The sequence below is a fragment of the Phenylobacterium sp. genome, assembly GCF_035944335.1.
Taxonomy (GTDB): domain Bacteria; phylum Pseudomonadota; class Alphaproteobacteria; order Caulobacterales; family Caulobacteraceae; genus Phenylobacterium.
The window spans coordinates 49,884-70,300 of record NZ_DASZBG010000072.1 but is presented as its reverse complement, the minus strand read 5'-3'; the positions used below and the strand labels follow the sequence as shown (position 1 = coordinate 70,300).

Sequence of the window (20,417 nt, the reverse complement as noted above, 5' to 3'; positions counted from 1 at the left end):
ATGAGCCTGACCGGCATTTCCGCCAACCGGCTTGAACTACTGACCATCGCCGAGGCCGTCGCCCGCGAAAAGTCGATCGAGAAGGAGATCGTCATCGAGGCGATCGAGGAGGCGATCCAGAAGGGCGCCCGCTCGCGCTATGGCGCCGAGCACGACATCCGCGTGCACATCGATCCCAAGACCGGCGAGACCACCATCACCCGCGTGGTGACCGTGGTGGCCGACGACGCCGTGTTCGGCGGCGGCGTGGACGAGGAAGGCAATGAGCTGCCGTTCGAGGAGCCGGCCGGCATCATCCGCCTGGCCGACGCCAAGCGCACCGACAAGCAGGCCGAGATCGGCAAGACCTACGAAGAGACCCTGCCGCCCTTCGAGTTCGGCCGGGTGCAGACCCAGATGGCCCGCCAGGTGGTGATGGGCAAGGTCCGCGAGGCCGAGCGCGAGCGCCAGTTCGAGGAGTTCAAGGACCGGGTCGGCGAGATCGTCAACGGCGTGGTCAAGCGCGTCGAATACGGCAACGTCATCGTCGACCTCGGCCGCGGCGAGGGCATCATGCGCCGCGACCAGTCGATCCCGCGCGAGAACTTCAACATCGGCGACCGGATCCGCTGCTACATCTACGACGTCCGGCGCGAGACCAAGGGCCCGCAGATCCTGCTCTCCCGCGCGCACGGCGGCTTCATGGCCAAGCTGTTCGCCCAGGAGGTGCCGGAGGTCTACGACGGGGTCATCGAGATTCGCGCCGTGGCCCGCGACCCGGGCAGCCGCGCCAAGATGGCGGTGGTCTCCAACGACTCATCCATCGATCCCGTGGGCGCCTGCGTCGGCATGCGCGGATCGCGCGTGCAGGCGGTGGTGGCCGAGCTGCAGGGCGAGAAGATCGACATCATCCAGTGGAGCCCGGACGACCCGGCCTTCATCGTCAACGGCCTGGCCCCGGCGGAAGTCTCCAAGGTGGTCATGGACGAGGAGGACAACCGCGTCGAAGTGGTAGTCCCCGACGAGCAGCTGTCGCTGGCCATCGGCCGCCGCGGCCAGAACGTCCGCCTGGCCAGCCAGCTGACCGGCTGGCAGATCGACATCATCACCGAGAGCCAGGAAAGCGAGCGCCGGCAGCGCGAGTTCGCCGAACGCACCGCCCTGTTCCAGGAAGCGCTCGACGTGGACGAGGTGATCGCCCAGCTGCTGGTCACCGAAGGCTTCGCCACCGTCGAGGACGTGGCCTATGTCGAGCCCTCCGAGATCGCGGCCATCGAAGGCTTCGACGAGGACACCGCCGAGGAGATCCAGGCGCGGGCGACCGACTACCTCTCCAAGGAAGCCGCCGAGTACGACGCGAAGCGCCGCGAACTGGGCGTCGAGGACGGCCTCATCGAGATCGAAGGCGTGACCCTGCCCATGGCCGTGGCCCTGGGCGAGGGCGGCGTGAAGACGGTCGAGGACCTCGCCGGCCTGGTGCCCGACGACCTGCGCGGCTGGTACGAATCCAAGAACGGCGAGAGGGTCCGCGAAACCGGCGTCCTCGAAAGCTTCAACCTCGATCCGGCGGACGCGGAGCTGCTGATCATGCGCGCCCGCGTGGCCATGGGCTGGGTGGAAGCCGAGCCGGAGCCGGAGCCGGAAGAGGCCGAAGCGGGCGAGGCGGTCGAGGACACCGAAGCCTTCGCCGAAGCCGAGATGGCCGGAGAGGCGCGGGACGCCTGAAGGCGATCTCGCCGGAGTTCGCCTTGAACGCCGCCACCCTCGCCGCCAGCGACCGCGAACGCCGCGACATCGTCTCGGGCGAGGTGATGGCGGAGGAGAGGCTGATCCGCTTTGTCCCGGGACCCGACGCCGTCGTGGTCCCGGACCTGGCGCGCAAGCTTCCCGGGCGGGGCGTCTGGGTCGCGGCCGACCGCGCCTCGGTGGAGGCCGCGGCCAGGAAGAACCTCTTCGCCCGGGCGGCCAAGGCCAAGGTTTCCGCCCCCGCCACGCTGGCCGATCAGGTGGAAAATCTGCTTCGGCGGCGGCTTTTGGCGGGCCTGGGCCTTGCACGCAAGGCCGGCGAGATTACCTCAGGCTTCGAAAAGGTTTCCAAGGCCCTCTCATCGGGCAAGGCCGCCTGGCTGGTCGAGGCGGCGGACGGCGCGGCCGACGGCCGCCGCAAGCTTTGGGCGACAGCCCGAAAACAGCCCAGGGTTCCGGGCCTGATCGGCGTCTTCACGGCCGCCGAATTGGGTTTGGCCTTAGGCGCGGAGAATGTGATACACACCGCCTTCCTTGCGGGGCGAGCCGCCGATCGTTGGGCGCAGGACGTCCATCGGTTGTCGGGCTTTTGCCCGCTCCTTCCTGCGAGTTGGCGCGAGGAGCCTTAAGCGGCGAACCGGGATTCATAGTCCCGGTCGTCGGCATTGGATTTTCGATCTGTATGACCGGGCCTTTTCCGGTCGCCGAGTAAAGCGAGCGCATGAGCGACGACAACAACAATGGCCGCGGCCCTACCCCTGGCGGGCGTCCGCCTCTGACCCTTCGGCCCCGCGGGGCCGGATCGGTCAGCGCAGGTACGGTGAAGCAGAGCTTCAGCCACGGCCGTTCCAAGACGGTGGTCGTCGAGACCAAGCGCCCGCGCACCCACACCGCGCCGGCCGGCAACCTCGCCGCGCCGTCATCGGCCGAGAAGCGGGTGATCGAGACCCGCGCGCCCGCCGGGCCGTCCGCGCCGCGCGGTCCCGCCGCGCCGGCCGATGGCCTCTCCGCCGAGGAACGCGCCGCGCGCCAACGGGTGATCGAGGCCGCACGCCAGCAACAGGAACAACAGGCCGCCGAGCGCCGGGCCCGCGAAGACCGCGCCCGCGCCGAGGCCGACGCGGAGGCCAAGGCCAGCGCCCCGCCGGCCGCCGAAGCCGCCCCGGCTCCGCCGGTCGAAGCGGCGCCCGCGCCGGAAGCCCCTGCCGCCGAACCCGCCGCAGCCGAAGCGCCCGCCGCCGAGCCGGCGGAAGCTCCCGCAACCCAGGCCGCAGCCCAGGCCTCGGGGGCGCCCGCGGCGCCGCGCCAAGGCGCCGAACCGCGCCAGCAGCCCCTGGGCAGCCAGACCCGCACCTACCAGCCGTCGGCCGACCGCCGCGACGACCGGGCCTCGACCACCACCTATCGACCCCAGCCGCCGTCGGCGCGTTTCGAGGGCGCGACCTTCAACCAGCGCGCGCCGCGCCGTGACGACGCCGGCCGCCCGCCGCGCGACGACCGGGCCCCGCGCCCGGCCGGCGACCGCGCCCCGCGCGCCGACGACCGCGGCGGTCCGCGCCCCGAAGGCACGGTCCGGTATTCGGCGCTGGCCCCGCGTCCGGCGGGTCCGCGCGACAGCGCCCGCCCCGGCGGTCCGCGCGGCGCCGCGCCCAGGATCGGCCCGGCCGCTCCGCCCGCCACGCCCGAGATCCAGCGCGCCACGCGCCAGGCGCCGCGTCCCGGCTCCGCCAACATGGACCGGCGGCCCGACGACGCCGAAGACGATCGTCGCAAGACCGCGCCGACCAAGGCCATCTCCCGCGTCCGCGGCGCGCCGCAGCGGCGCGAAGGCCGCCTGACCATCCAGGCGGTGGCCGGCGGCGACGAGGAGAGCGTCGAGCGTATGCGTTCGCTGGCCTCAGTTCGCCGGGCCCGAGAGCGCGAGCGCGAGAAGCGCAAGGGCGGCTCCCAGGAGCAGGCCCGCGCGGCCCGCGAAGTCGTCATCCCCGACGTGATCACGGTGGGCGAGCTCGCCAACCGCATGGCCACGCGCGGCGCCGAGGTCATCAAGTTCCTGATGCGTCAGGGCGTGATGCTGAAGATCAACGACATCATCGACAACGACACCGCCGAGCTGGTGGCCACCGAGTTCGGCCACACGGTCCGCCGGGTGTCCGAGGCCGACGTCGAAGCCGGCTTCATCGGCGCCGAGGACGTGGACGATCACCTGCTGCCCCGGCCGCCGGTGGTCACCGTCATGGGCCACGTCGACCACGGCAAGACCAGCCTGCTCGATGCGCTGCGCTCGACGGATGTGGCGGGCGGCGAGCACGGCGGCATCACCCAGCACATCGGCGCCTATCAGGTGCGCCTGGAGGGCGGCCAGCGGGTCACCTTCCTGGACACCCCCGGCCACGCCGCCTTTTCCGCCATGCGGATGCGCGGCGCCAACGTCACTGACATCGTGGTGCTGGTGGTGGCCGCCGACGACGGCGTCATGCCCCAGACGATCGAGGCCATCCAGCACGCCAAGGCGGCCGGCGCCCCGATCATCGTGGCGATCAACAAGATCGACAAACCCGAGGCCGATCCGACCCGGGTGATCAACGAGCTGCTGCAGCACGAGATCGTGGTGGAAAGCCTGGGCGGCGACACCCAGGCGATCGAGGTCTCGGCGACCAAGAAGACGGGTCTCGAAAACCTGGTCGAGGCCATCCTGCTGCAGGCCGAGGTCATGGACCTGAAGGCCAATCCCGACCGCACCGCCGACGGGGTGGTGATCGAAAGCCAGCTGGACCGCGGCCGCGGCGCCGTGGCGACCGTGCTGGTCAAGCGCGGCTCGCTGAAGCGCGGCGACATCGTGGTGGCCGGCGCCAACTGGGGCCGCGTGCGCGCCCTGCTCAACGAGCGCGACGAACAGCTCACCGAAGCCGGCCCCTCGGTCCCGGTGGAGATCCTCGGCCTCGACGGCACGCCCGATCCGGGCGAACCCTTCGCCGTGGTCGAGAACGAGGCCCGCGCCCGCGAGCTCACCGAATACCGCCAGCGCCAGAAGCGCGAGCGGACCGGCGCGCCGGCCCAGGGCGCGTCCCTGGCCGAGATGATGGCCAAGATCACCGACAAGAAGGTCTCCGAGCTGCCGGTGCTGATCAAGGCCGACGTGCAAGGGTCGACCGAAGCCATCGTCGGCTCGCTGGACAAGCTCGGCACCGACGAGGTCCGCGCCCGGATCATCCTGTCCGGCGCAGGCGCCATCAACGAGAGCGACGTGCTGCTCGCCAAGGGGGCCGGCGCGCCGATCCTCGGCTTCAACGTCCGCGCCTCGAAACAGGCCCGCGAACTGGCCGAGCGGGAAGGCGTGGAGATCCGTTACTACGCGGTGATCTACGACCTGATCGACGACATCAAGGGCGTGCTCTCGGGCATGCTGGCGCCGATCCAGCGGGAAACCTTCCTCGGCAACGCCGAGGTGCTGCAGGCCTTCGACATCTCCAAGGTCGGCAAGGTCGCCGGCTGCCGCGTCACCGAGGGCGTGGTCCGCAAGGGCGCCCGGGTCCGGATCATCCGCCAGGACGTGGTGGTGCTCGAACTCGGCGTGCTGCAGACCCTCAAGCGCTTCAAGGACGAGGTCAACGAGGTGCAGTCGGGCCAGGAATGCGGCATGGCCTTCCAGGGCTTCCAGGACATCAAGGCCGGCGACATCATCGAGTGCTTCACCCTCGAAGAGGTCAAGCGGACGCTCTAGGCGCGCCGCCACCGCCAGATACGCGAAAGCCCCGGAGCGAACCTCCGGGGTTTTTTCGTGGATCGCCGGCCGCGGATGGCGCGGTTTCGGAACTCGTGGTTAGCTCAACCGTAGCGAGTTGAGGATCGGGGAGGGTTCGATGGCGACGCTCGACGACATCTATCCGCGCAAGCTCGACCTTGGCCGGGTGGCGGAGCGGACGGTCTGGGTGCTGGGGCGCCAGCCGTTGATGATCTTCGGCCTGGCGCTGCTGCTCTACGGCGTCCCGGCGGCCGGCTCGATGATGCTGGCGAACCGCTGGCTGGACATCGCCGAGCCATTTGGCGTGTTCCACCATCCGACCTTCTGGGGCGCGGGCCTGGTCTCGCTGCTCATCGCCGCCTTCCTTGAGGTGAGCCTGCTGGCGGTGACGATGGGTGAACTGGGCGGCCGGGCCGCCGCGCCGGGGGAGGTCGTCCTCGCGGGCCTGAAGTTCATGCTGCCGCTGTTCGCGGTGAACCTGTTCTATCTCCTGGGCGTCTGCGTGGGCCTGGTCCTGCTGGTCGTGCCGGGGATCATGCTGGCGCTCGCCTGGTGCGTCGCCGCCCCGGCGCTGCTGGTCGAACGGAGCGGCATCACCGAGGTCTTCGGGCGCAGCGCGGACCTCACCCGCGACAACCGCTGGCGCCTCCTGGGCCTTTTCCTGATCGCCGCGGTGGCGAGCTCGATCATCGGGGGGGTCGGCGGCGGACACGCCTACGGCTACCACTACCGCTGGTCGGGCTTCCCCTTCGAGGAAATGATCCTGTCGCCGACCCGCATCGTCATCGCCGCTGTGCTGAAAAGCCTGGCCCACGCCGTGGCCGTCGTAGCCCTCGGCGTCATCTATGTGGAGCTGCGCAGCCTGAAGGAGGGGGCGGCGCCCGCTGACCTCGGCCAGGTGTTTGACTAGGACGCCGCGGGGGGCCGTGAAGTCGCCGCCTTTCCTTGCTATCTGAGAGGACGATGCGCCGCCCCAATCTCACACCGGCCCTGATCCTCGCCGCCGCCGTGAGCCTCGCCGCCTGCGCTTCGGTGCAGCGGCTGGGCGCGGCCAATGACGTGCACGCCCTGTTGCTCTCGATCCGCGACAACGATCAGGCCAGCTTCGACGCCCACGTGGACCGCGCGGCCCTGACCCAGCAGATCCAGACCCTGATCGAGCAGAAGGCCTCCAAGCGCTACGGCGGCCTGGCCTCGCTGTTGGCGCCCGGCCTGGCCCAGTTCGCCGGCGACACGCTGGTGCAGCCGGCCGTGTTCCGCCAGGTGGCGCGGCAGTACGGCTATGGCGACGACACAAAGATCCCCAATCCGCTGGTGATCGCCAGCGCGCTGAAGCCACTGCCCGACGGCCGGGTCTGCGCCACCAAGAAGAAGGACGGCGCCTGCACCCTGGTGTTCACCAAGGAAGCCGGCACCTGGAAGCTGACCGGCTTCGAGGGCGACGTGAAAGACCTGCGCCTGAAGATGTAAGCCGCTAGTCTGGCGCCTGCGGACTAGGGAGGGCGGCATGGCTTACGACGCGGTTCTGTCGGCCTACGAAAAATCCGAGTTCGACGACGGGCGCTGGACACGGACCGTCTATCGCCGGGGCTCCGGCCCCGCGGTCATCGTCATCCACGAGATGCCGGGCCTGCATCCCGCGGTCGTGGCCTTCGCCGATCGCGTCGCCGAGGCGGGCATGACGGTCTTCCTGCCGGTGCTTTTCGGGGTCGCGGGCCGACCCGCCAGCCACCCGGCCGGGATGCTGACGATGGTCAGCGGCATGTGCGTGCGGTGGGAGTTCAACGCCTGGCGCTCCGGCAGGTCGTCGCCGATCGTCGACTGGCTGAGGGCGCTGGCGCGCAAGGCCCACGCCGAGTGCGGCGGCAAGGGCGTGGGCGCCGTCGGCATGTGCTTCACCGGCGGCTTCGCGCTGGCCATGATGACCGAACCGGCCATGGTGGCGCCGGTGCTGTCGCAACCCTCCCTGCCGCTCGGCAAGAAGAACGCCGCCGGCGTCGACGCCTCGCCCGCCGAAATCGCCTGCGCCAAGCGCCGGTTCGAGGAGGAGGACCTCTCGATGATCGGCCTGCGCTTCAAGGGCGACCCCTTCGTCACCGCCGCCCGGTTCGAGACCCTGAAGCGCGAGTTCGGCGACCGGTTCGAAGCCATCGAGCTGGAGGACGACACCGCCAAGCCGGGTCCGCTGAAGCACGCCCACTCGGTCCTGACCCTGAACCTCGCCGAGACCGGCCCCACCAAGGCCGCCGAGCAGCGGGTGATCGCCTTCTTCAAAGAGAGAACGGGGGCTTGAGTCGCCAGTCGTCGACCCTCGCCCGGCTTCTGCGGGAGAGGCTGGACTTCGCGACAGCGTGCGCCTAGAAGCCGCCGCTTCCCCTGAGGGCCGCGTCCGATCCGCGCTCCAGGCTTCGAGGACTTCGCCATGTCACGCCACGCCAACAACGGCCGCCCGGCCGCGCCCCAGGGGCCCTCGCAGCGTCAGCTGCGGGCCGGCGAGCTGGTGCGCCATGCGCTGGTCGAGATCCTGCGCGAGTCCGAGATCACCGACCCGGCCCTGGAGGGCGTCTCGGTGACGGTCACCGAGGTCCGTGTCAGCCCCGACCTGCGCCACGCGATGGTGTTCGTGGAGCCACTGGGCGGCGGCCATGCGCCGGAGGTGGTCGACGGCCTGAACCGCCACGCCAAGTTCGTGCGCGGACGGCTGGGCCGGACGATCGACATGAAGTTCACCCCGGACCTGAAGTTCCTGCACGACGACAGCTTCAACGCCGCGGCGCGGATGAACCGCCTGTTCGACGATCCCAAGGTCAAAAAGGATCTGGTGCGCCGCGACCTCGAGGCCGACGAACCTTCGGGCTCGTGGAAGGATGAGGACTGATGGGCCGCCGCCGGAAGGGCGAGGCCGTCTCCGGCTGGATCAACCTCGACAAGCCCTACGACCTCGGCTCCACCCAGGCGGTCAGCCGCGTGCGCCGGCTGTTCAACGCCCAGAAGGCCGGCCACGCGGGCACCCTCGATCCGCTGGCCACCGGCATCCTGCCGATCGCGCTGGGCGAGGCCACCAAGACCGTCCCGTTCCTGATGAACGCGGACAAGGCCTATCGCTTCACCATCGCCTGGGGCCGCAGCACCACGACGCTGGACCGTGAAGGCGCCGTGCTGGCGGTCTCGGACGTGCGGCCAAGCCCGGAGGCCGTCGCGGCCCTCCTGCCGCGCTTCGTGGGCGAGATCAGCCAGGTCCCGCCGGCCTATTCGGCCATCAAGATCGACGGCGAGCGCGCCTATGACCTGGCCCGGGCGGGGGAAACGGTCGAGCTGGCGGCCCGGATCGTCACGGTCCACGACGCGCGGCTGGTCGAAGCGACCGACCCCGATCACGTCACCCTGGAGATCGACTGCGGCAAGGGCACCTATGTCCGGGCCATCGTCCGCGACATCGCCGAGATGCTCGGCGCCTGCGGCCACGTCAGCGACCTGCGCAGGACCCGCGTCGGGCCGTTCGCCGCGGAATCTGCGGTGACGCTGGAATATCTTGAGGATTTGGGGCATAAGGCCCGCCAATCGGAGGCATTGCTTCCGGTCGAGACCGCGCTGGACGACATCCCGGCGCTGGCCGTGACCGATGAAGACGCCTTTCGATTGAAGCAGGGACGGCCGATCGTTCTCGTTCCCCGACAGGTCGAAGCGGTGAAAGCCAGGCTCAAGCCGGGCTCGCGCACCGTTTCAGCCATGGCGGGCGGATCGGTGGTCGCCCTCTGCGAGATGCGCGCCGGCCGGCTCGAACCGTCGCGGGTCTTCCATCTTGAAAAGAGCGGAGATCAATCCGATGTCGATTACGGCCGAACGCAAGGCTGAAGTCATCAAGTCCCATGCCCGCGGCGACGCGGACACGGGCAGCGCCGAAGTCCAGGTGGCGATCATGTCCGAAAGGATTTCGAACCTCACCGAGCACTTCAAGACGCACAAGAAGGACAACCACTCGCGCCGGGGCCTGCTCAAGCTGGTCTCCGCGCGCCGGTCGCTCCTCGATCACCTGAAGAAGTCGGACGAAGCCCGCTATCAGCAGCTGATCGAAAAGCTGGGTCTGCGCCGCTAGGCCGGACCCTTACATTTCCCGAACCCCGCCAGCGGCCTCGGCCAGGCGCGATCGGGAGATGAAGCTATCGCCGCTCCTCCGTAACAGGCCGGGGGATTCCAATGCGGCGCTCCAAGGGCCCAGTCGGGCCCGCACGTACGCCGAGGGTTCAACAGAAATCCTCATTCCGCCTGTTCGACTGGAGAGGATTTCGGAAACCCGACGCCCTGTCCGCCCCCGCCTGGGAATCCGCCCGCGGGATGAGAAAGACATCAAAATGTTCGACATCAAACGCAAGACCATCGAGTGGGGCGGCAAGAAGCTCACGCTCGAAACCGGCCGCATGGCCCGTCAAGCCGACGGCGCGGTGCTGGCCACCTACGGCGACACCATGGTCCTGGCGACCGCCGTGTTCGCCAAGACCGCCAAGGCCGGCCAGGACTTCTTCCCCCTGACGGTGAACTACCAGGAGAAGTTCTACGCCGCGGGCAAGATCCCGGGCTCCTTCCCCCGCCGCGAAGGCGCGCCCTCCCAGAAGGAGACGCTGACCTCGCGTCTGATCGACCGGCCGATCCGGCCGCTGTTCGTGAAGGGCTTCAAGAACGAGGTCCAGGTGGTGGCGACCGTGCTCGCCCACGACCTCGAGAACGATCCCGACATCGTCGCCCTGGTGGCCGCCTCGGCCGCCCTGGTGATCTCCGGCGCCCCCTTCATGGGCCCGATCGGCGCGGCCCGCGTGGGCTTCGTGGACGGCGAGTACATCCTCAATCCGACCCTCGACCAGATGAAAGAGTCCAAGATGGACCTCGTCGTGGCCGGCACCGCCGAGGCGGTGATGATGGTGGAATCCGAGATCCAGGAGCTCTCCGAGGAGCAGGTCCTGGGCGGCGTCACCTTCGCCCACAAGGGCATGCAGCCGGTGATCGACGCGATCATCGAGCTGGCCGAACACTCCGCCAAGGAGCCCTTCGACTTCCAGCCGGACGACACCGACGCGCTCAAGGCCGAGGTGAAGAAGCTGATCGGCAAGGACTTCGCCGCCGCCTACAAGATCGTGGCCAAGGGCGAGCGCCAGGACGCGGTCGCCAAGGCCAAGGCCAAGGCGAGCGAAAAGTTCGCCAAGTCGGACGCCAACCCGACGGGCGTCGCGCCCGAAAAGCTGGGCGTGGTGTTCAAGGAGCTGGAAGCCGACGTCGTGCGGCGCAACATCCTCGACACTGGCATCCGCATCGACGGCCGCAAGGTCGACCAGGTCCGTCCGATCGTCTCGGAAGTGGGCGTTCTGTCCCGCGCCCACGGCTCGGCGCTGTTCACCCGCGGCGAGACCCAGGCGCTGGTGGTGGCCACGCTGGGCACCGGCGACGACGAGCAGCTGATCGACGCGCTGGAGGGCAAGTCCTACGCGAAGTTCATGCTGCACTATAATTTCCCGCCCTTCTCGGTGGGCGAGACCGGCCGCATGGGCGCGCCGGGTCGGCGCGAGGTCGGCCACGGCAAGCTGGCGTGGCGGGCCATCCGACCGATGCTGCCGAGCGAGGAGGATTTCCCCTACACGATCCGCCTGGTCTCGGAGATCTTCGAGTCCAACGGCTCCTCGTCGATGGCCTCGGTCTGCGGCTCCTCGCTGGCGCTGATGGATGCGGGCGTGCCCCTGAAGAAGGCGGTCTCCGGCATCGCCATGGGCCTGATCCTGGAGAAGGACGGCTTCGCCGTGCTCTCCGACATCCTGGGCGACGAGGACCACCTCGGCGACATGGACTTCAAGGTGGCCGGCACCCACGACGGCATCACCTCGCTGCAGATGGATATCAAGATCGCCGGCATCACCGAGGAGATCATGAAGAAGGCCCTCGAGCAGGCGAAGGGCGGTCGTGAGCACATCCTGGGCGAAATGGACAAGGCCATGGAGGCGCCGCGCGCCCACCTGGGCGAGTTCGCGCCGAAGATCGAGACCATGAAGATCGCGGTCGACAAGATCCGCGAAGTGATTGGCTCGGGCGGCAAGGTGATCCGCGAGATCACCGCCGAGACCGGCGCCAAGATCGACATCGGCGAGGACGGCACGATCAAGATCGCCGCCGCCGAGCAGTCGAAGATCGATGCGGCCCGCGAGTGGATCAAGGGCATCGCCTCCGAACCCGAGGTGGGCCAGATCTACACCGGCAAGGTCGTGAAGATCGTCGACTTCGGGGCCTTCGTGAACTTCTTCGGCTCGAAGGATGGCTTGGTGCACGTCAGCCAGATCGCCGACCGGCGCGTCGACAAGGTCTCCGACGTCCTGCAGGAAGGCCAGGCCGTGAAGGTGAAGCTCCTGGGCTTCGACGATCGCGGCAAGACCCGGCTCTCCATGAAGGTCGTCGACCAGGAGACCGGCGAAGACCTCTCCAAGAAGGAACAGCCGGAAACCGCCGAGGCCTAGGCTTCAGGCGTCATTGGCTGAACGGATCGGGGCGGCTGCAGCGATGCAGCCGCCCTTTTTCGTGGGGCCTCAGGCCGGCTCGACGAGCTTGACCCCGTAGCGGGCCGCGGGATGCCGCTTGGACAGGTTCGGTTGCAGCGCCAGCCGAGCGGCTTCGAACGCGCGCCAGTCCTCCGCATCGGGAAGCGATGGGAGGGTGACCAGCTCGCCGGCGTCGAACCCAGCCAAGGCCGCATCGACCAGTTCGTCGGCGTCCATCAGGATTTCAGCCGGGACGTTCTCGATGCCTCGGCCGGACCGCTCCCAGATTTCGGTGCGCGTAGCGCCCGGCAGCACCGCCTGCACCCGAACGCCGGCGCCCGCCAGCTCGTGCGCCAGCGACTGGCTCAGGTAGAGGACGAAGGCCTTGGTGGCGCCGTAGACGGTGTTGCCGAACTCGGGCGCGAGACCCACGACCGAACCGATGTTGACGATGGCGCCCGCGCCCCGGACGGAGAAGCCTGCCGCCGCGGCATTGGCCAGCCGCGTCACGGCGGTGACGTTGAGCTGGATCAGCTTGTCGAGATCATCCGGGTCGGCGGCCGCGAACGGGCTGAGCAGGGCGGCGCCGGCGTTGTTGATCAGGAGCTGGATCGCCGCGTCGTCTCGCAACCGCTGTTCCAGCACCCGCAGATCGGCCCGGTTGGTGACGTCGGCGCTGATCACCTCGACGGAGACACCGGCCTCGGCGCGCAGCCGCTCGGCGATCGCGTTGAGCCGCGCCTCGTCGCGCGCGGCGAGGATGAGGTCATGGCCGCGCCGCGCCAGTCGATCCGCGTAGATGGCGCCGATCCCGCTGGAGGCGCCGGTGATCAGGGCTGTGCCCTTGGGGTTGCTCATGTTGGTCTCCTCGACATAGCGCCCCGCGAGTACGCCGCGGACGTCCTGTCGAGGTGGGAAGCCGCCGGGGCCGCGTCACCGTGCGGCGGTTCCAATTAATCCCCGGGCGCCGTGAGAAAACCTGGAACGTCCGTCCCCGCCGCTGGCGCACCGGCCGACAGCCAAAGGCCCGCCTCGCGGCGGGCCTCTCGTGCTCCCCAGGGGCTGGACGCAACTAGCCGCGCAGCTTGCGCAGCAGCACGTCGATGTCGCGGGCGATCTGCGGGTCCTCGGCCTTCAGGCTTTCGATCCGGCGGACCGCGTGCAGGACGGTGGTGTGGTCGCGTCCGCCGAACCGGCGGCCGATGTCGGGCAGGGACCGAGTGGTGATCTGCTTGGCCAGCCACATGGCGACCTGGCGCGGCCGGGCGACCGCGCGGGCGCGACGTTCGGAGATCAGGTCGGCCTGCTTCAGGCTGTAGTGCTCGGAGACGACCTTCTGGATCATGTCCACCGTCACCTTGCGCTCATTGCAGGACAGGTGCGGCCGCAGGATCGCCTGGGCCTCGTCGAGCGTCAGCGTGGCGAGCTGCGGGCCGGCGCGGGCGACGAGCGTGTTCAGCGCGCCCTCCAGCTCGCGGACGCTGTCGGTGAACCGGTCGGCCAGGAACTGCAGCACCTCCGGCCGGGCCGTGGAGCCGAACCCGCCCTGCTGGCCGAGCGTCGTCAGCTTGCGCTCCAGGATGCCGAGCCGCAGGTGGCGGTCGGCCGGCTCGATGCCGCAGACCAGGCCCGCCTGCAGGTGCGAGCGCAGCCGGGGCTCCATCTCGGAGATCTCGGTGGGCGAGCGGTCGGCGGTCATGACCACGCGGCGGCCGTCCTCGACGAGCGCGATCAGGGTGTGGAACAGCTCCTCCTGGGTGGAGGGCTTGCCGGCCACGAAATGCACGTCGTCGATCAACAGCAGGTCGGCGTTGCGCAGCTCGTCCTTGAAGGCCGCCGTCTGGCGGTCCTGCAGGGCGCGCACGAAGGTCGAGGTGAAGCGCTCGGCGGTCAGATAGACGACCCGCTTGCCGGGCGCATTGTGGATGGCCTCCCAAGCGAGCGCGTTCAGGAGATGGGTCTTCCCGAAGCCGTAGGGGCCGTGGAAGATCACCGGATTGAAGTGGCCGTCGGCCCAGCTGGCCACCCGGCGGGCGACCGCGAAGGCGAACTCGTTGGCCGGACCCGCCACGAAGCTGTCGAAGGTGAAGCGCTCCTGCAGGCCCAGGAGCCGGCCCTGGCGGGCGGCCACGGGGGCGGCCTCGGCCTCCACCTCGAAGACGGCCGGCGCCACCGCGGCGGCCATGGCGGCGCCGTTGGCGGCCAGCGGTTGGGCGGCGAGCGGGGCCGCGATCACGCCGACCGCGTCCATCTCCATGCGCGACTTCAGGTCGAGCCGGCGGCCCAGCGGATCGTTCTGCGCCCACAGCTCGCCGATCCGGCGCCAGGCATGTCTGCGAATCCAATCGCGCGCCACGCCGGTGGCGGCCACCAGGCACACGTCCTCACCGGCTTCGCGCAGCGACGCCTGGCCCAGCCACGACCCGAAGGTGGCCTCGCCCAGCTCGTGCTTGAGAACCTGGCACGTCTTCGTCCACACGACTGTGGCCGGTGCGCTCGCCATAGCTCCCGCAGCCCCCCCGCTCATCATCCTTGCCAACCCCATCGAACCCGCCAACCGGTCCAGGACCCCACGCCCCCGCCGGCTTTTTCTCAAGACAAACAGACGCTTACCCCGGCGAAAGGTTATGTTCCGCCGGCGCCCGGGTTTGTCCCGGGATCAGTCGAAGACGCCTGTAAGGAGGCTGAGACTAGTCGGGGCCCATGGCCGGTCAACGGGGATTCTTAGCGGCTCCGGTCGATATTTTAATTGACTCGCCAAGAGCCCTTTTTCCGCCAAGGGAAACGCCAATCCGGTCGTCACAAAACTGGGAGGATTCGTCGCAGCGGCGCCCACAAGCTGAGCCGTGGGGGCACGAAAAAAGGCGCCTCGAAGGGCGCCTTTTCTCATTCCGATTTCCTATGGGAGCAGCCGGGTAAGCCTGACCCGGCCGATCGGCCTCAGGCCGCCGACAGCTTCTTCAGCTGGGCCGCCAGGCGCGAGACCTTCCGTGAGCCCGTGTTCTTGTGGAGCACGCCTTTGGAGACCGCGCGCATCACTTCCGACTGGGCTTCGACGAAGGCCGCCTTGGCCTTGTCGGCGTCGCCGGCGGTGACCGCCTCGTCGAACATGCGCAGGTAGGTGCGCACGCGGCTGCGGCGGGATTTGTTGACTTCGGTGCGGCGGGCGATCTTGCGAACCGCCTTCTTGGCGCCGGGCGTATTGGCCATTCTTCGAGCTCTTCAAAAACGGACGCGCCCAGCCATCCCCTGAATGGGGGACCGGGCGTGAATTTCGGAGGCGCGGATATACGTGACGCCACCCGAAGGGTCAATGCCCGCCGGCCGTTTGGCGGCCGGGAAAGATCTGGGCCTCCCGGCGCGTCAGCGACCCGTGAACTTCGGGGCGCGCTTCTCGATGAAGGCGGCCATGCCTTCCTTCTGGTCCTCGAAGGCGAACAGCGAATGGAACAGCCGCCGCTCCATGGCGACGCCTGTGGAGAGCGTGGTCTCGTAGGCCGCCTCGACCAGCTCCTTGTTCATCATCACGGCGAGCGGCGACTGGGCGGCGATCTTCCTGGCCGCGGCCATGGCCTCCTCGATCAGCTTGTCGGCGGCGACGACCCGGGAGACGAGGCCCGCGCGCTCGGCCTCGGCGGCGTCCATCATCCGGGCGGTCAGCACCATGTCCATGGCCTTGGACTTGCCCACGAAGCGGGTCAGCCGCTGGGTGCCGCCGATGCCCGGCATGACGCCCAGGTTGATCTCCGGCTGGCCGAACTTCGCGGTCTCCGCGGCGATGATGAAGTCGCAGAGCATGGCGAGTTCGCAGCCGCCGCCCAGCGCATAGCCGGCCACCGCCGCGATGATCGGCTTGCGGAACTGCTCGATCCGCCGCGCGCCCTTGGTGAAGAAGTCGGCCGCGAACATCTGGGCATAGGTCTTGTCCGACATCTCCTTGATGTCGGCGCCGGCCGCGAAGGCGCGCTCGGAGCCGGTCAGCACCAGGCAGCGGACGGCGTCGTCCGCCTCCGCCGCGTCCAGGGCCTGGAACAGCTCGTCGAGCAGTTGGCTGTTCAGCGCGTTCAGGGCGTCGGGCCGGTTCAGCCGGATCAGCGCAGCGCCGTCGCCGTTCTTCGGCGGCTCGACGAGAAGGGTCTCAAAGCTCATGGGCGGCTCCCGGGTTGTCTTGCGACAGGGCGATTACGGCCCCTGCACGGAATAGCCAAGCGCCCTGAACCGCGCCGGCAGGCCGCCGGGGCCTACGAGGTGGCCCACGCCCACCACCACCACGATGTGGCCGCGGCCCTTCAGGCGGGCCTGCAGGGCCTCGACCCAGCGATCGTTGCGCTCGGTCACCACGCGGCGGAAGAGGTCGGGCGAGGCCTTGCGCAGCGGCTCCAGCGCCTCGTGGTCGAGCCCGGTCACGTCGCCGGAGATCCAGGCGTGGATCAGCTGGGCGTATTCGTCCGGGTCATCCTCCAGCTCCTTCAGCGTCTCGTGCAGGGAGGCGAGCTGTTCGGCCATGGGGGTGTCGGCGAAGATCGCCAGCTGCTCGTTCGGGGTCTCGAAAGCGTGGCGCTGGGCGGTGGGCGGGGCCTCGGCGGACAGCGCCTGCTCGACGCCCAGGCCGGTCTCGGCGCCGGCCTTGCGGTAGGCGGCGCCGGCCAGCGCGATCTCGGCGAGCCAGGGCTTCAGCCGGTCGAGCAGCATAGGCGAGGCGTCATAGGCCTGCGCGACACGGGAGAGGCGCTGGGCGTCCTCCGGCGGCAGCAGCTTGAACAGCGACTGGTCGGGCGGCAGCACGCCCAGCGTCGTCGCCTGGTGGGCGGTGTCGGCCTCGGTCGCCGGATCGATCGGCAGCTCGAACCAGACCTCGTCGGCATGGGCGACCGCCTGCTTCAGCGCCAGCGGCTCCCAGTCGAGGCCGGGGGGCAGGACGTGCACCGAACCGAACAGCACCAGCTCGGCGGTCTTGTCCTTCACCACCCAGACCGGCGGCGCGGCGAGGGCGGGGCCGGCGACCGCCAGGGCGGCGAGCGCGCCGGCCAGCGCGGTCCAGAGCTTTCCGGCCGGCCGGGTCATGTCTGGCACACCGGGCAATAGAAGGTGGAGCGGCCGGCCTGCACCTTGCGGGCGATGACCCCCTTGCAGCCTGCGTTGGGACAAGGCCGGCCCGCGCGGTCGTAAACCCGGAAGCGGTGCTGGAAATAGCCCAGCGCGCCGTCGGCCTGGGCGTAGTCTCGGAGCGTCGAGCCGCCGGCGGCTATGGCCTCGCCGAGCACCGCCTTGATGTCGTCCACCAGCCGTGCGAGCCGCGGCCGGCTGATCCGCCCCGCCGGCTTGAAGGGCGAGATGCGCGCCCGGTGCAGAGCCTCGCAGACGTAGATGTTGCCGAGCCCCGCCACGATGCGCTGGTCGAGCAGCAGGGTCTTGGGGCCCTGTTTGCGGTCCTCGAAGGCGTGCTTCAGCTGCGCGGCGTCGAAGGCGTCGGACAGGGGCTCGGGGCCCAGGCCCGCGAACCACGGATGCAGGGCCAGCGTCGCGGTGTTCACCAGCGCCATGTAACCGAACCGGCGGGGGTCGTAATAGGTGATCCGGGCGCCGGCTTCGGTCTCGAAGACCACGTGGGCGTGCTTGGGATCCGGCTGCGGGGCGTAGTGGAACTGGCCGGGGCGATCGAGCCCAGTCGCGCGGCCCTCGGCGCGCGCAATTTCAAACCGCCCGCTCATGCCCAGGTGCATGACCAGGGTGTCCTCGCGATCCAGGCGCGCCAGCAGGTATTTCGCCCGACGCTCCAGCCTGAGGACCGTGGCGCCGGTGAGCGTCTGGACGAAGTTCTCGGGAAACGGAAACCGCAGGTCGGGCCGGCGCGCCTCCACGCGCGCCAGGCGGTGGCCCTCGAGCACCGGGGCCAGGCCGCCGCGCACGGTTTCGACCTCGGGAAGTTCAGGCATGGCGTTGCGGCATTTCGGGGCAGACTTGGCATGGCCGGGATGGCGCGCCAAGGGCCCCCGTTCCCGCGAGCGGGAACGGGATCTTTTCTGAGAATCCGACGCGCCTTTCATGCGAAAGCACCACCACTGATTTTGCCGACGCGCGTCGGTAGGGCTAAGAGGCTCGCCCATGAAAGTCGCTGCATGACCGGACCGGCCGCCACCTTCGGCTTCCAGGACGTCGACCCGCAGGCCAAGCCCGGCCTGGTGCGCGGCGTCTTCGACCGCGTGGCCCGCCGCTACGACCTGATGAACGACCTGATGAGCGGTGGCGTGCACCGCCTGTGGAAGGACGCTGTGGCGGCCAGGCTCAACCCGCAGCCGGGCGAAACCATCGTCGACTGCGCCGGGGGGACCGGCGACATCGCGCGCCGCGTGGCCCGGATGGCCAGGCGCGCCCAGCTGCGGCGCGGGGGCGCCGCGGCCAAGGTGGTGGTGGTCGACTACAATGCCGAGATGATCGCGGCGGGCCGCGCGCGCGGCTTCGAGCCGGAGATCTGCTGGGCCGTGGGCGACGCGCAAGCCCTGCCGCTGCCCGACGCCAGCGCGGAGGCCTATGTCATCGCGTTCGGCATCCGCAACGTGACCGATGTCGCCGCCGCCCTGCGCGAGGCCAGGCGCGTGCTGCGGCCCGGCGGCCGGTTCCTGTGCCTGGAATTCTCGCGACCGACCACCGAGGCGCTGCGCAAAGCCTACGACGCCTATTCGTTCAAGGTGATCCCGGAGATCGGCGCGCGGGTGGTGGGCGATCGAGCGTCCTACGAATACCTGGTGGAGAGCATCCGGCGCTTCCCGGACCAGGCGCGGTTCGCCGGCATGATCAGGGACGCCGGGTTCTCGTTTGTCGAGGTGACCAACTTCTCCGGCGGGGTCGCCGCCCTGCACACCGGCCGGGCGATCTGACGCCGATGCGCGGGCCTCGATGAGCGGCTTGGGGGCTTTTGGGCGGCTGATGGGCGCGGGCTGGGTGCTGGTGCGCAACGACGCCCTGCTGCCGCGCGAGCTGGAGCTGCTCTACCCATCCGGCGTCCTGACGCTCTCGAAGGGCCTGCGGCTGTTCGCGGGGCGCGGCGCCCGCGTGGGCCGACCCGGCGAGCGGCTGGCGCGGTCCCTGGAGCGCCTGGGCCCCGTGGCCATCAAGCTCGGCCAGCTGCTCTCGACGCGGGCCGACCTGTTCGGCGCGCCCTTTGCCGAAGACCTGTCGCGCTTGAAGGACCGGCTCGACCCCTTCCCGACCGCGGCGGCCCGGACGGCGGTTGAAAATTCGCTCGGCCAGCCGATCGAGGCGCTGTTCGCGAGCTTCGGCGAGCCGGTGGCGGCCGCGTCCCTCGCCCAGGCCCACGAGGCCGCCCTGCTGGACGGCCGCCGGGTGGCCGTGAAGGTGCTGCGCCCGGGGATCGCGCGGCGGATCACCGAGGATGCCGAGGTGCTGGCGCTCGCCGCCCGGCTGATCGAGCGCTGGGCCCCGCCCGCCCGTCGGCTGGAGCCGCGCGCCTTTGCCGCCACCGTGATCCGCGCCACCGAGCTGGAACTGGACCTGCGGCTGGAGGCGGCCGGCGCCGACGAGCTCGGCGAGGTGATGGCCAAGGACGGCTACATGCGCGCGCCGGCCGTCGTCTGGGAAGGCGTCGGCAAGCGGGTGCTGACCATGGAGTGGGCGCGCGGTACGCCGCTGTCGGATTCCGGCGCGCTGGACCAGCCGGACCTCGACCGCAAGGCCCTGGCCGACAACCTGATCCGCGCCTTCCTGGCCCAGGCCCTGGACCACGGCGTATTCCATGCCGACCTGCACGAGGGCAATCTGTTCGTGGCCGCCCCGGCCCAGTTGACCGCTGTCGATTTCGGCATCATCGGCCGGCTGGGCGCGCCGGAGCGAAGATACCTCGCCGAGATCCTCTGGGGCTTCCTGCAGCGGGACTACGAGCGCGTGGCGCGGGTGCATTTCGAGGCGGGCTATGTGCCGGCCACGCACAGCGTCTCGGCCTTCGCCCAGGCGCTCAGGGCCGTGGGGGAGCCGGTGTTCGGCCGGGCCGCCAGCCAGGTGGCCATGAGCCGGGTCCTGGCCCAGCTGTTCGAGATCACCGCCCTCTTCGACATGCGGTTGCGGCCCGAGTTGGTCCTGCTGCAGAAGACCATGATGACCGTCGAGAGCGTCGCCCGGCGGATCGATCCGGACCACGATATCTGGGCCGCCGCGGAGCCGGTGGTGCGCCGCTGGGTCGCCCGCGAGCTGTCGCCGGCCAGCCAGGTCCGCCGGTTCGCCAGCGAGGCCCAGGCGGCCTTGCGCAACCTGGCCCGCATGGCCGAGCCGCCGCTCGCGCCCGCCGAGCCGGCGATCGTGGCGGTCCGCCCCGTCTCGCGGCTCAGGTGGCTCGCCCTTGGGATCGCCCTGGGCGCGCTGGCGTCAGGCTCGGCGTTTCTCCTGAGCCTATTGTTCCGCTAACCTGTCCCAGGGAA

18 protein-coding genes are annotated in these 20,417 nt (G+C 69.8%); 12 read left to right on the top strand and 6 right to left on the bottom strand.

What is annotated here, in order from left to right:
- From nusA to pnp, 10 genes are all read left to right on the top strand, one after another.
- The gene (gene nusA / locus VGT80_RS11970; protein WP_327456078.1) at positions 1-1,704 is read left to right on the top strand and encodes a transcription termination factor NusA; all 1,704 of its coding nucleotides are present in this window, start codon (positions 1-3) and stop codon (positions 1,702-1,704) included.
- A gap of 23 nt (positions 1,705-1,727) precedes the next feature.
- Complete coding sequence (locus VGT80_RS11965; protein WP_327456076.1) at positions 1,728-2,354, top strand: RNA-binding protein; 627 nt, start codon at positions 1,728-1,730, stop codon at positions 2,352-2,354.
- 92 nt (positions 2,355-2,446) lie between these two features.
- A complete protein-coding gene (gene infB / locus VGT80_RS11960; protein WP_327456074.1) occupies positions 2,447-5,449 on the top strand; it encodes a translation initiation factor IF-2 in 3,003 nt (1,000 codons plus the stop codon).
- Between the two features lie 139 nt (positions 5,450-5,588).
- Positions 5,589-6,380: a hypothetical protein gene (locus VGT80_RS11955; protein WP_327456072.1), complete on the top strand. Its 792-nt coding sequence runs from the start codon at positions 5,589-5,591 to the stop codon at positions 6,378-6,380.
- 53 nt (positions 6,381-6,433) lie between these two features.
- Entirely contained in the window at positions 6,434-6,940 is a 507-nt protein-coding gene (locus tag VGT80_RS11950) for a hypothetical protein (protein WP_327456070.1), read from the top strand.
- Between the two features lie 37 nt (positions 6,941-6,977).
- Complete coding sequence (locus VGT80_RS11945) at positions 6,978-7,763, top strand: dienelactone hydrolase family protein (protein ID WP_327456068.1); 786 nt, start codon at positions 6,978-6,980, stop codon at positions 7,761-7,763.
- A gap of 129 nt (positions 7,764-7,892) precedes the next feature.
- Positions 7,893-8,348: a 30S ribosome-binding factor RbfA gene (rbfA, locus tag VGT80_RS11940; RefSeq protein WP_327456066.1), complete on the top strand. Its 456-nt coding sequence runs from the start codon at positions 7,893-7,895 to the stop codon at positions 8,346-8,348.
- Positions 8,348-9,325 (top strand): tRNA pseudouridine(55) synthase TruB, encoded by a 978-nt coding sequence (gene truB / locus VGT80_RS11935; RefSeq protein ID WP_327456064.1) that lies wholly within the window; start codon positions 8,348-8,350, stop codon positions 9,323-9,325. Before rbfA ends, truB begins: the two co-directional genes overlap by 1 nt.
- The gene (rpsO, locus tag VGT80_RS11930; protein ID WP_327456062.1) at positions 9,297-9,566 is read left to right on the top strand and encodes a 30S ribosomal protein S15; all 270 of its coding nucleotides are present in this window, start codon (positions 9,297-9,299) and stop codon (positions 9,564-9,566) included. Before truB ends, rpsO begins: the two co-directional genes overlap by 29 nt.
- A 256-nt stretch (positions 9,567-9,822) precedes the next feature.
- Entirely contained in the window at positions 9,823-11,964 is a 2,142-nt protein-coding gene (pnp, locus tag VGT80_RS11925) for a polyribonucleotide nucleotidyltransferase (protein WP_327456060.1), read from the top strand.
- A 69-nt stretch (positions 11,965-12,033) separates the two neighbouring features.
- Here pnp and VGT80_RS11920 read toward each other — a convergent pair whose 3' ends face one another.
- The 6 genes from VGT80_RS11920 to mutM all read right to left on the bottom strand — a co-directional run bounded on the left by VGT80_RS11920 (position 12,034) and on the right by mutM (position 17,921).
- The gene (locus tag VGT80_RS11920) at positions 12,034-12,843 is read right to left on the bottom strand and encodes an SDR family oxidoreductase (RefSeq protein WP_327456058.1); all 810 of its coding nucleotides are present in this window, start codon (positions 12,841-12,843) and stop codon (positions 12,034-12,036) included.
- 214 nt (positions 12,844-13,057) lie between these two features.
- Positions 13,058-14,530, bottom strand: a complete 1,473-nt coding sequence (gene dnaA, locus VGT80_RS11915; protein ID WP_327456056.1) for a chromosomal replication initiator protein DnaA — start codon at positions 14,528-14,530, stop codon at positions 13,058-13,060.
- Positions 14,531-14,925: 395 nt separating this feature from the next.
- Entirely contained in the window at positions 14,926-15,195 is a 270-nt protein-coding gene (gene rpsT / locus VGT80_RS11910) for a 30S ribosomal protein S20 (RefSeq protein WP_327456054.1), read from the bottom strand.
- Positions 15,196-15,348: 153 nt separating this feature from the next.
- On the bottom strand, positions 15,349-16,134 hold the full coding sequence (locus tag VGT80_RS11905) for an enoyl-CoA hydratase (protein WP_327456052.1): 786 nt from the start codon (positions 16,132-16,134) through the stop codon (positions 15,349-15,351).
- Positions 16,135-16,167: 33 nt separating this feature from the next.
- The gene (locus tag VGT80_RS11900) at positions 16,168-17,049 is read right to left on the bottom strand and encodes a TraB/GumN family protein (protein WP_327456050.1); all 882 of its coding nucleotides are present in this window, start codon (positions 17,047-17,049) and stop codon (positions 16,168-16,170) included.
- On the bottom strand, positions 17,046-17,921 hold the full coding sequence (gene mutM / locus VGT80_RS11895; protein WP_327456049.1) for a bifunctional DNA-formamidopyrimidine glycosylase/DNA-(apurinic or apyrimidinic site) lyase: 876 nt from the start codon (positions 17,919-17,921) through the stop codon (positions 17,046-17,048). Before mutM ends, VGT80_RS11900 begins: the two co-directional genes overlap by 4 nt.
- Before the next feature lie 183 nt (positions 17,922-18,104).
- Here mutM and VGT80_RS11890 point away from each other — a divergent pair, with 183 nt between their 5' ends.
- Positions 18,105-18,863: a class I SAM-dependent methyltransferase gene (locus VGT80_RS11890; RefSeq protein WP_327456048.1), complete on the top strand. Its 759-nt coding sequence runs from the start codon at positions 18,105-18,107 to the stop codon at positions 18,861-18,863.
- Positions 18,864-18,882: 19 nt separating this feature from the next.
- On the top strand, positions 18,883-20,403 hold the full coding sequence (gene ubiB / locus VGT80_RS11885) for a 2-polyprenylphenol 6-hydroxylase (protein ID WP_327456047.1): 1,521 nt from the start codon (positions 18,883-18,885) through the stop codon (positions 20,401-20,403).
- Positions 20,404-20,417: the final 14 nt, after the last annotated feature.

Excerpts from the sequence above, each read along its gene's own strand:
- nusA (WP_327456078.1), top strand. The coding sequence starts at position 1 with ATGAGCCTGACCGGCATTTCCGCCAACCGGCTTGAACTACTGACCATC.
- infB (WP_327456074.1), top strand. The coding sequence starts at position 2,447 with ATGAGCGACGACAACAACAATGGCCGCGGCCCTACCCCTGGCGGGCGT.
- VGT80_RS11955 (WP_327456072.1), top strand. The coding sequence starts at position 5,589 with ATGGCGACGCTCGACGACATCTATCCGCGCAAGCTCGACCTTGGCCGG.
- VGT80_RS11950 (WP_327456070.1), top strand. The coding sequence starts at position 6,434 with ATGCGCCGCCCCAATCTCACACCGGCCCTGATCCTCGCCGCCGCCGTG.
- VGT80_RS11945 (WP_327456068.1), top strand. The coding sequence starts at position 6,978 with ATGGCTTACGACGCGGTTCTGTCGGCCTACGAAAAATCCGAGTTCGAC.
- rbfA (WP_327456066.1), top strand. The coding sequence starts at position 7,893 with ATGTCACGCCACGCCAACAACGGCCGCCCGGCCGCGCCCCAGGGGCCC.
- truB (WP_327456064.1), top strand. The coding sequence starts at position 8,348 with ATGGGCCGCCGCCGGAAGGGCGAGGCCGTCTCCGGCTGGATCAACCTC.
- rpsO (WP_327456062.1), top strand. The coding sequence starts at position 9,297 with ATGTCGATTACGGCCGAACGCAAGGCTGAAGTCATCAAGTCCCATGCC.
- pnp (WP_327456060.1), top strand. The coding sequence starts at position 9,823 with ATGTTCGACATCAAACGCAAGACCATCGAGTGGGGCGGCAAGAAGCTC.
- VGT80_RS11920 (WP_327456058.1), bottom strand. The coding sequence starts at position 12,843 with ATGAGCAACCCCAAGGGCACAGCCCTGATCACCGGCGCCTCCAGCGGG.
- dnaA (WP_327456056.1), bottom strand. The coding sequence starts at position 14,530 with ATGGGGTTGGCAAGGATGATGAGCGGGGGGGCTGCGGGAGCTATGGCG.
- rpsT (WP_327456054.1), bottom strand. The coding sequence starts at position 15,195 with ATGGCCAATACGCCCGGCGCCAAGAAGGCGGTTCGCAAGATCGCCCGC.
- VGT80_RS11905 (WP_327456052.1), bottom strand. The coding sequence starts at position 16,134 with ATGAGCTTTGAGACCCTTCTCGTCGAGCCGCCGAAGAACGGCGACGGC.
- VGT80_RS11900 (WP_327456050.1), bottom strand. The coding sequence starts at position 17,049 with ATGACCCGGCCGGCCGGAAAGCTCTGGACCGCGCTGGCCGGCGCGCTC.
- mutM (WP_327456049.1), bottom strand. The coding sequence starts at position 17,921 with ATGCCTGAACTTCCCGAGGTCGAAACCGTGCGCGGCGGCCTGGCCCCG.
- VGT80_RS11890 (WP_327456048.1), top strand. The coding sequence starts at position 18,105 with ATGACCGGACCGGCCGCCACCTTCGGCTTCCAGGACGTCGACCCGCAG.
- ubiB (WP_327456047.1), top strand. The coding sequence starts at position 18,883 with ATGAGCGGCTTGGGGGCTTTTGGGCGGCTGATGGGCGCGGGCTGGGTG.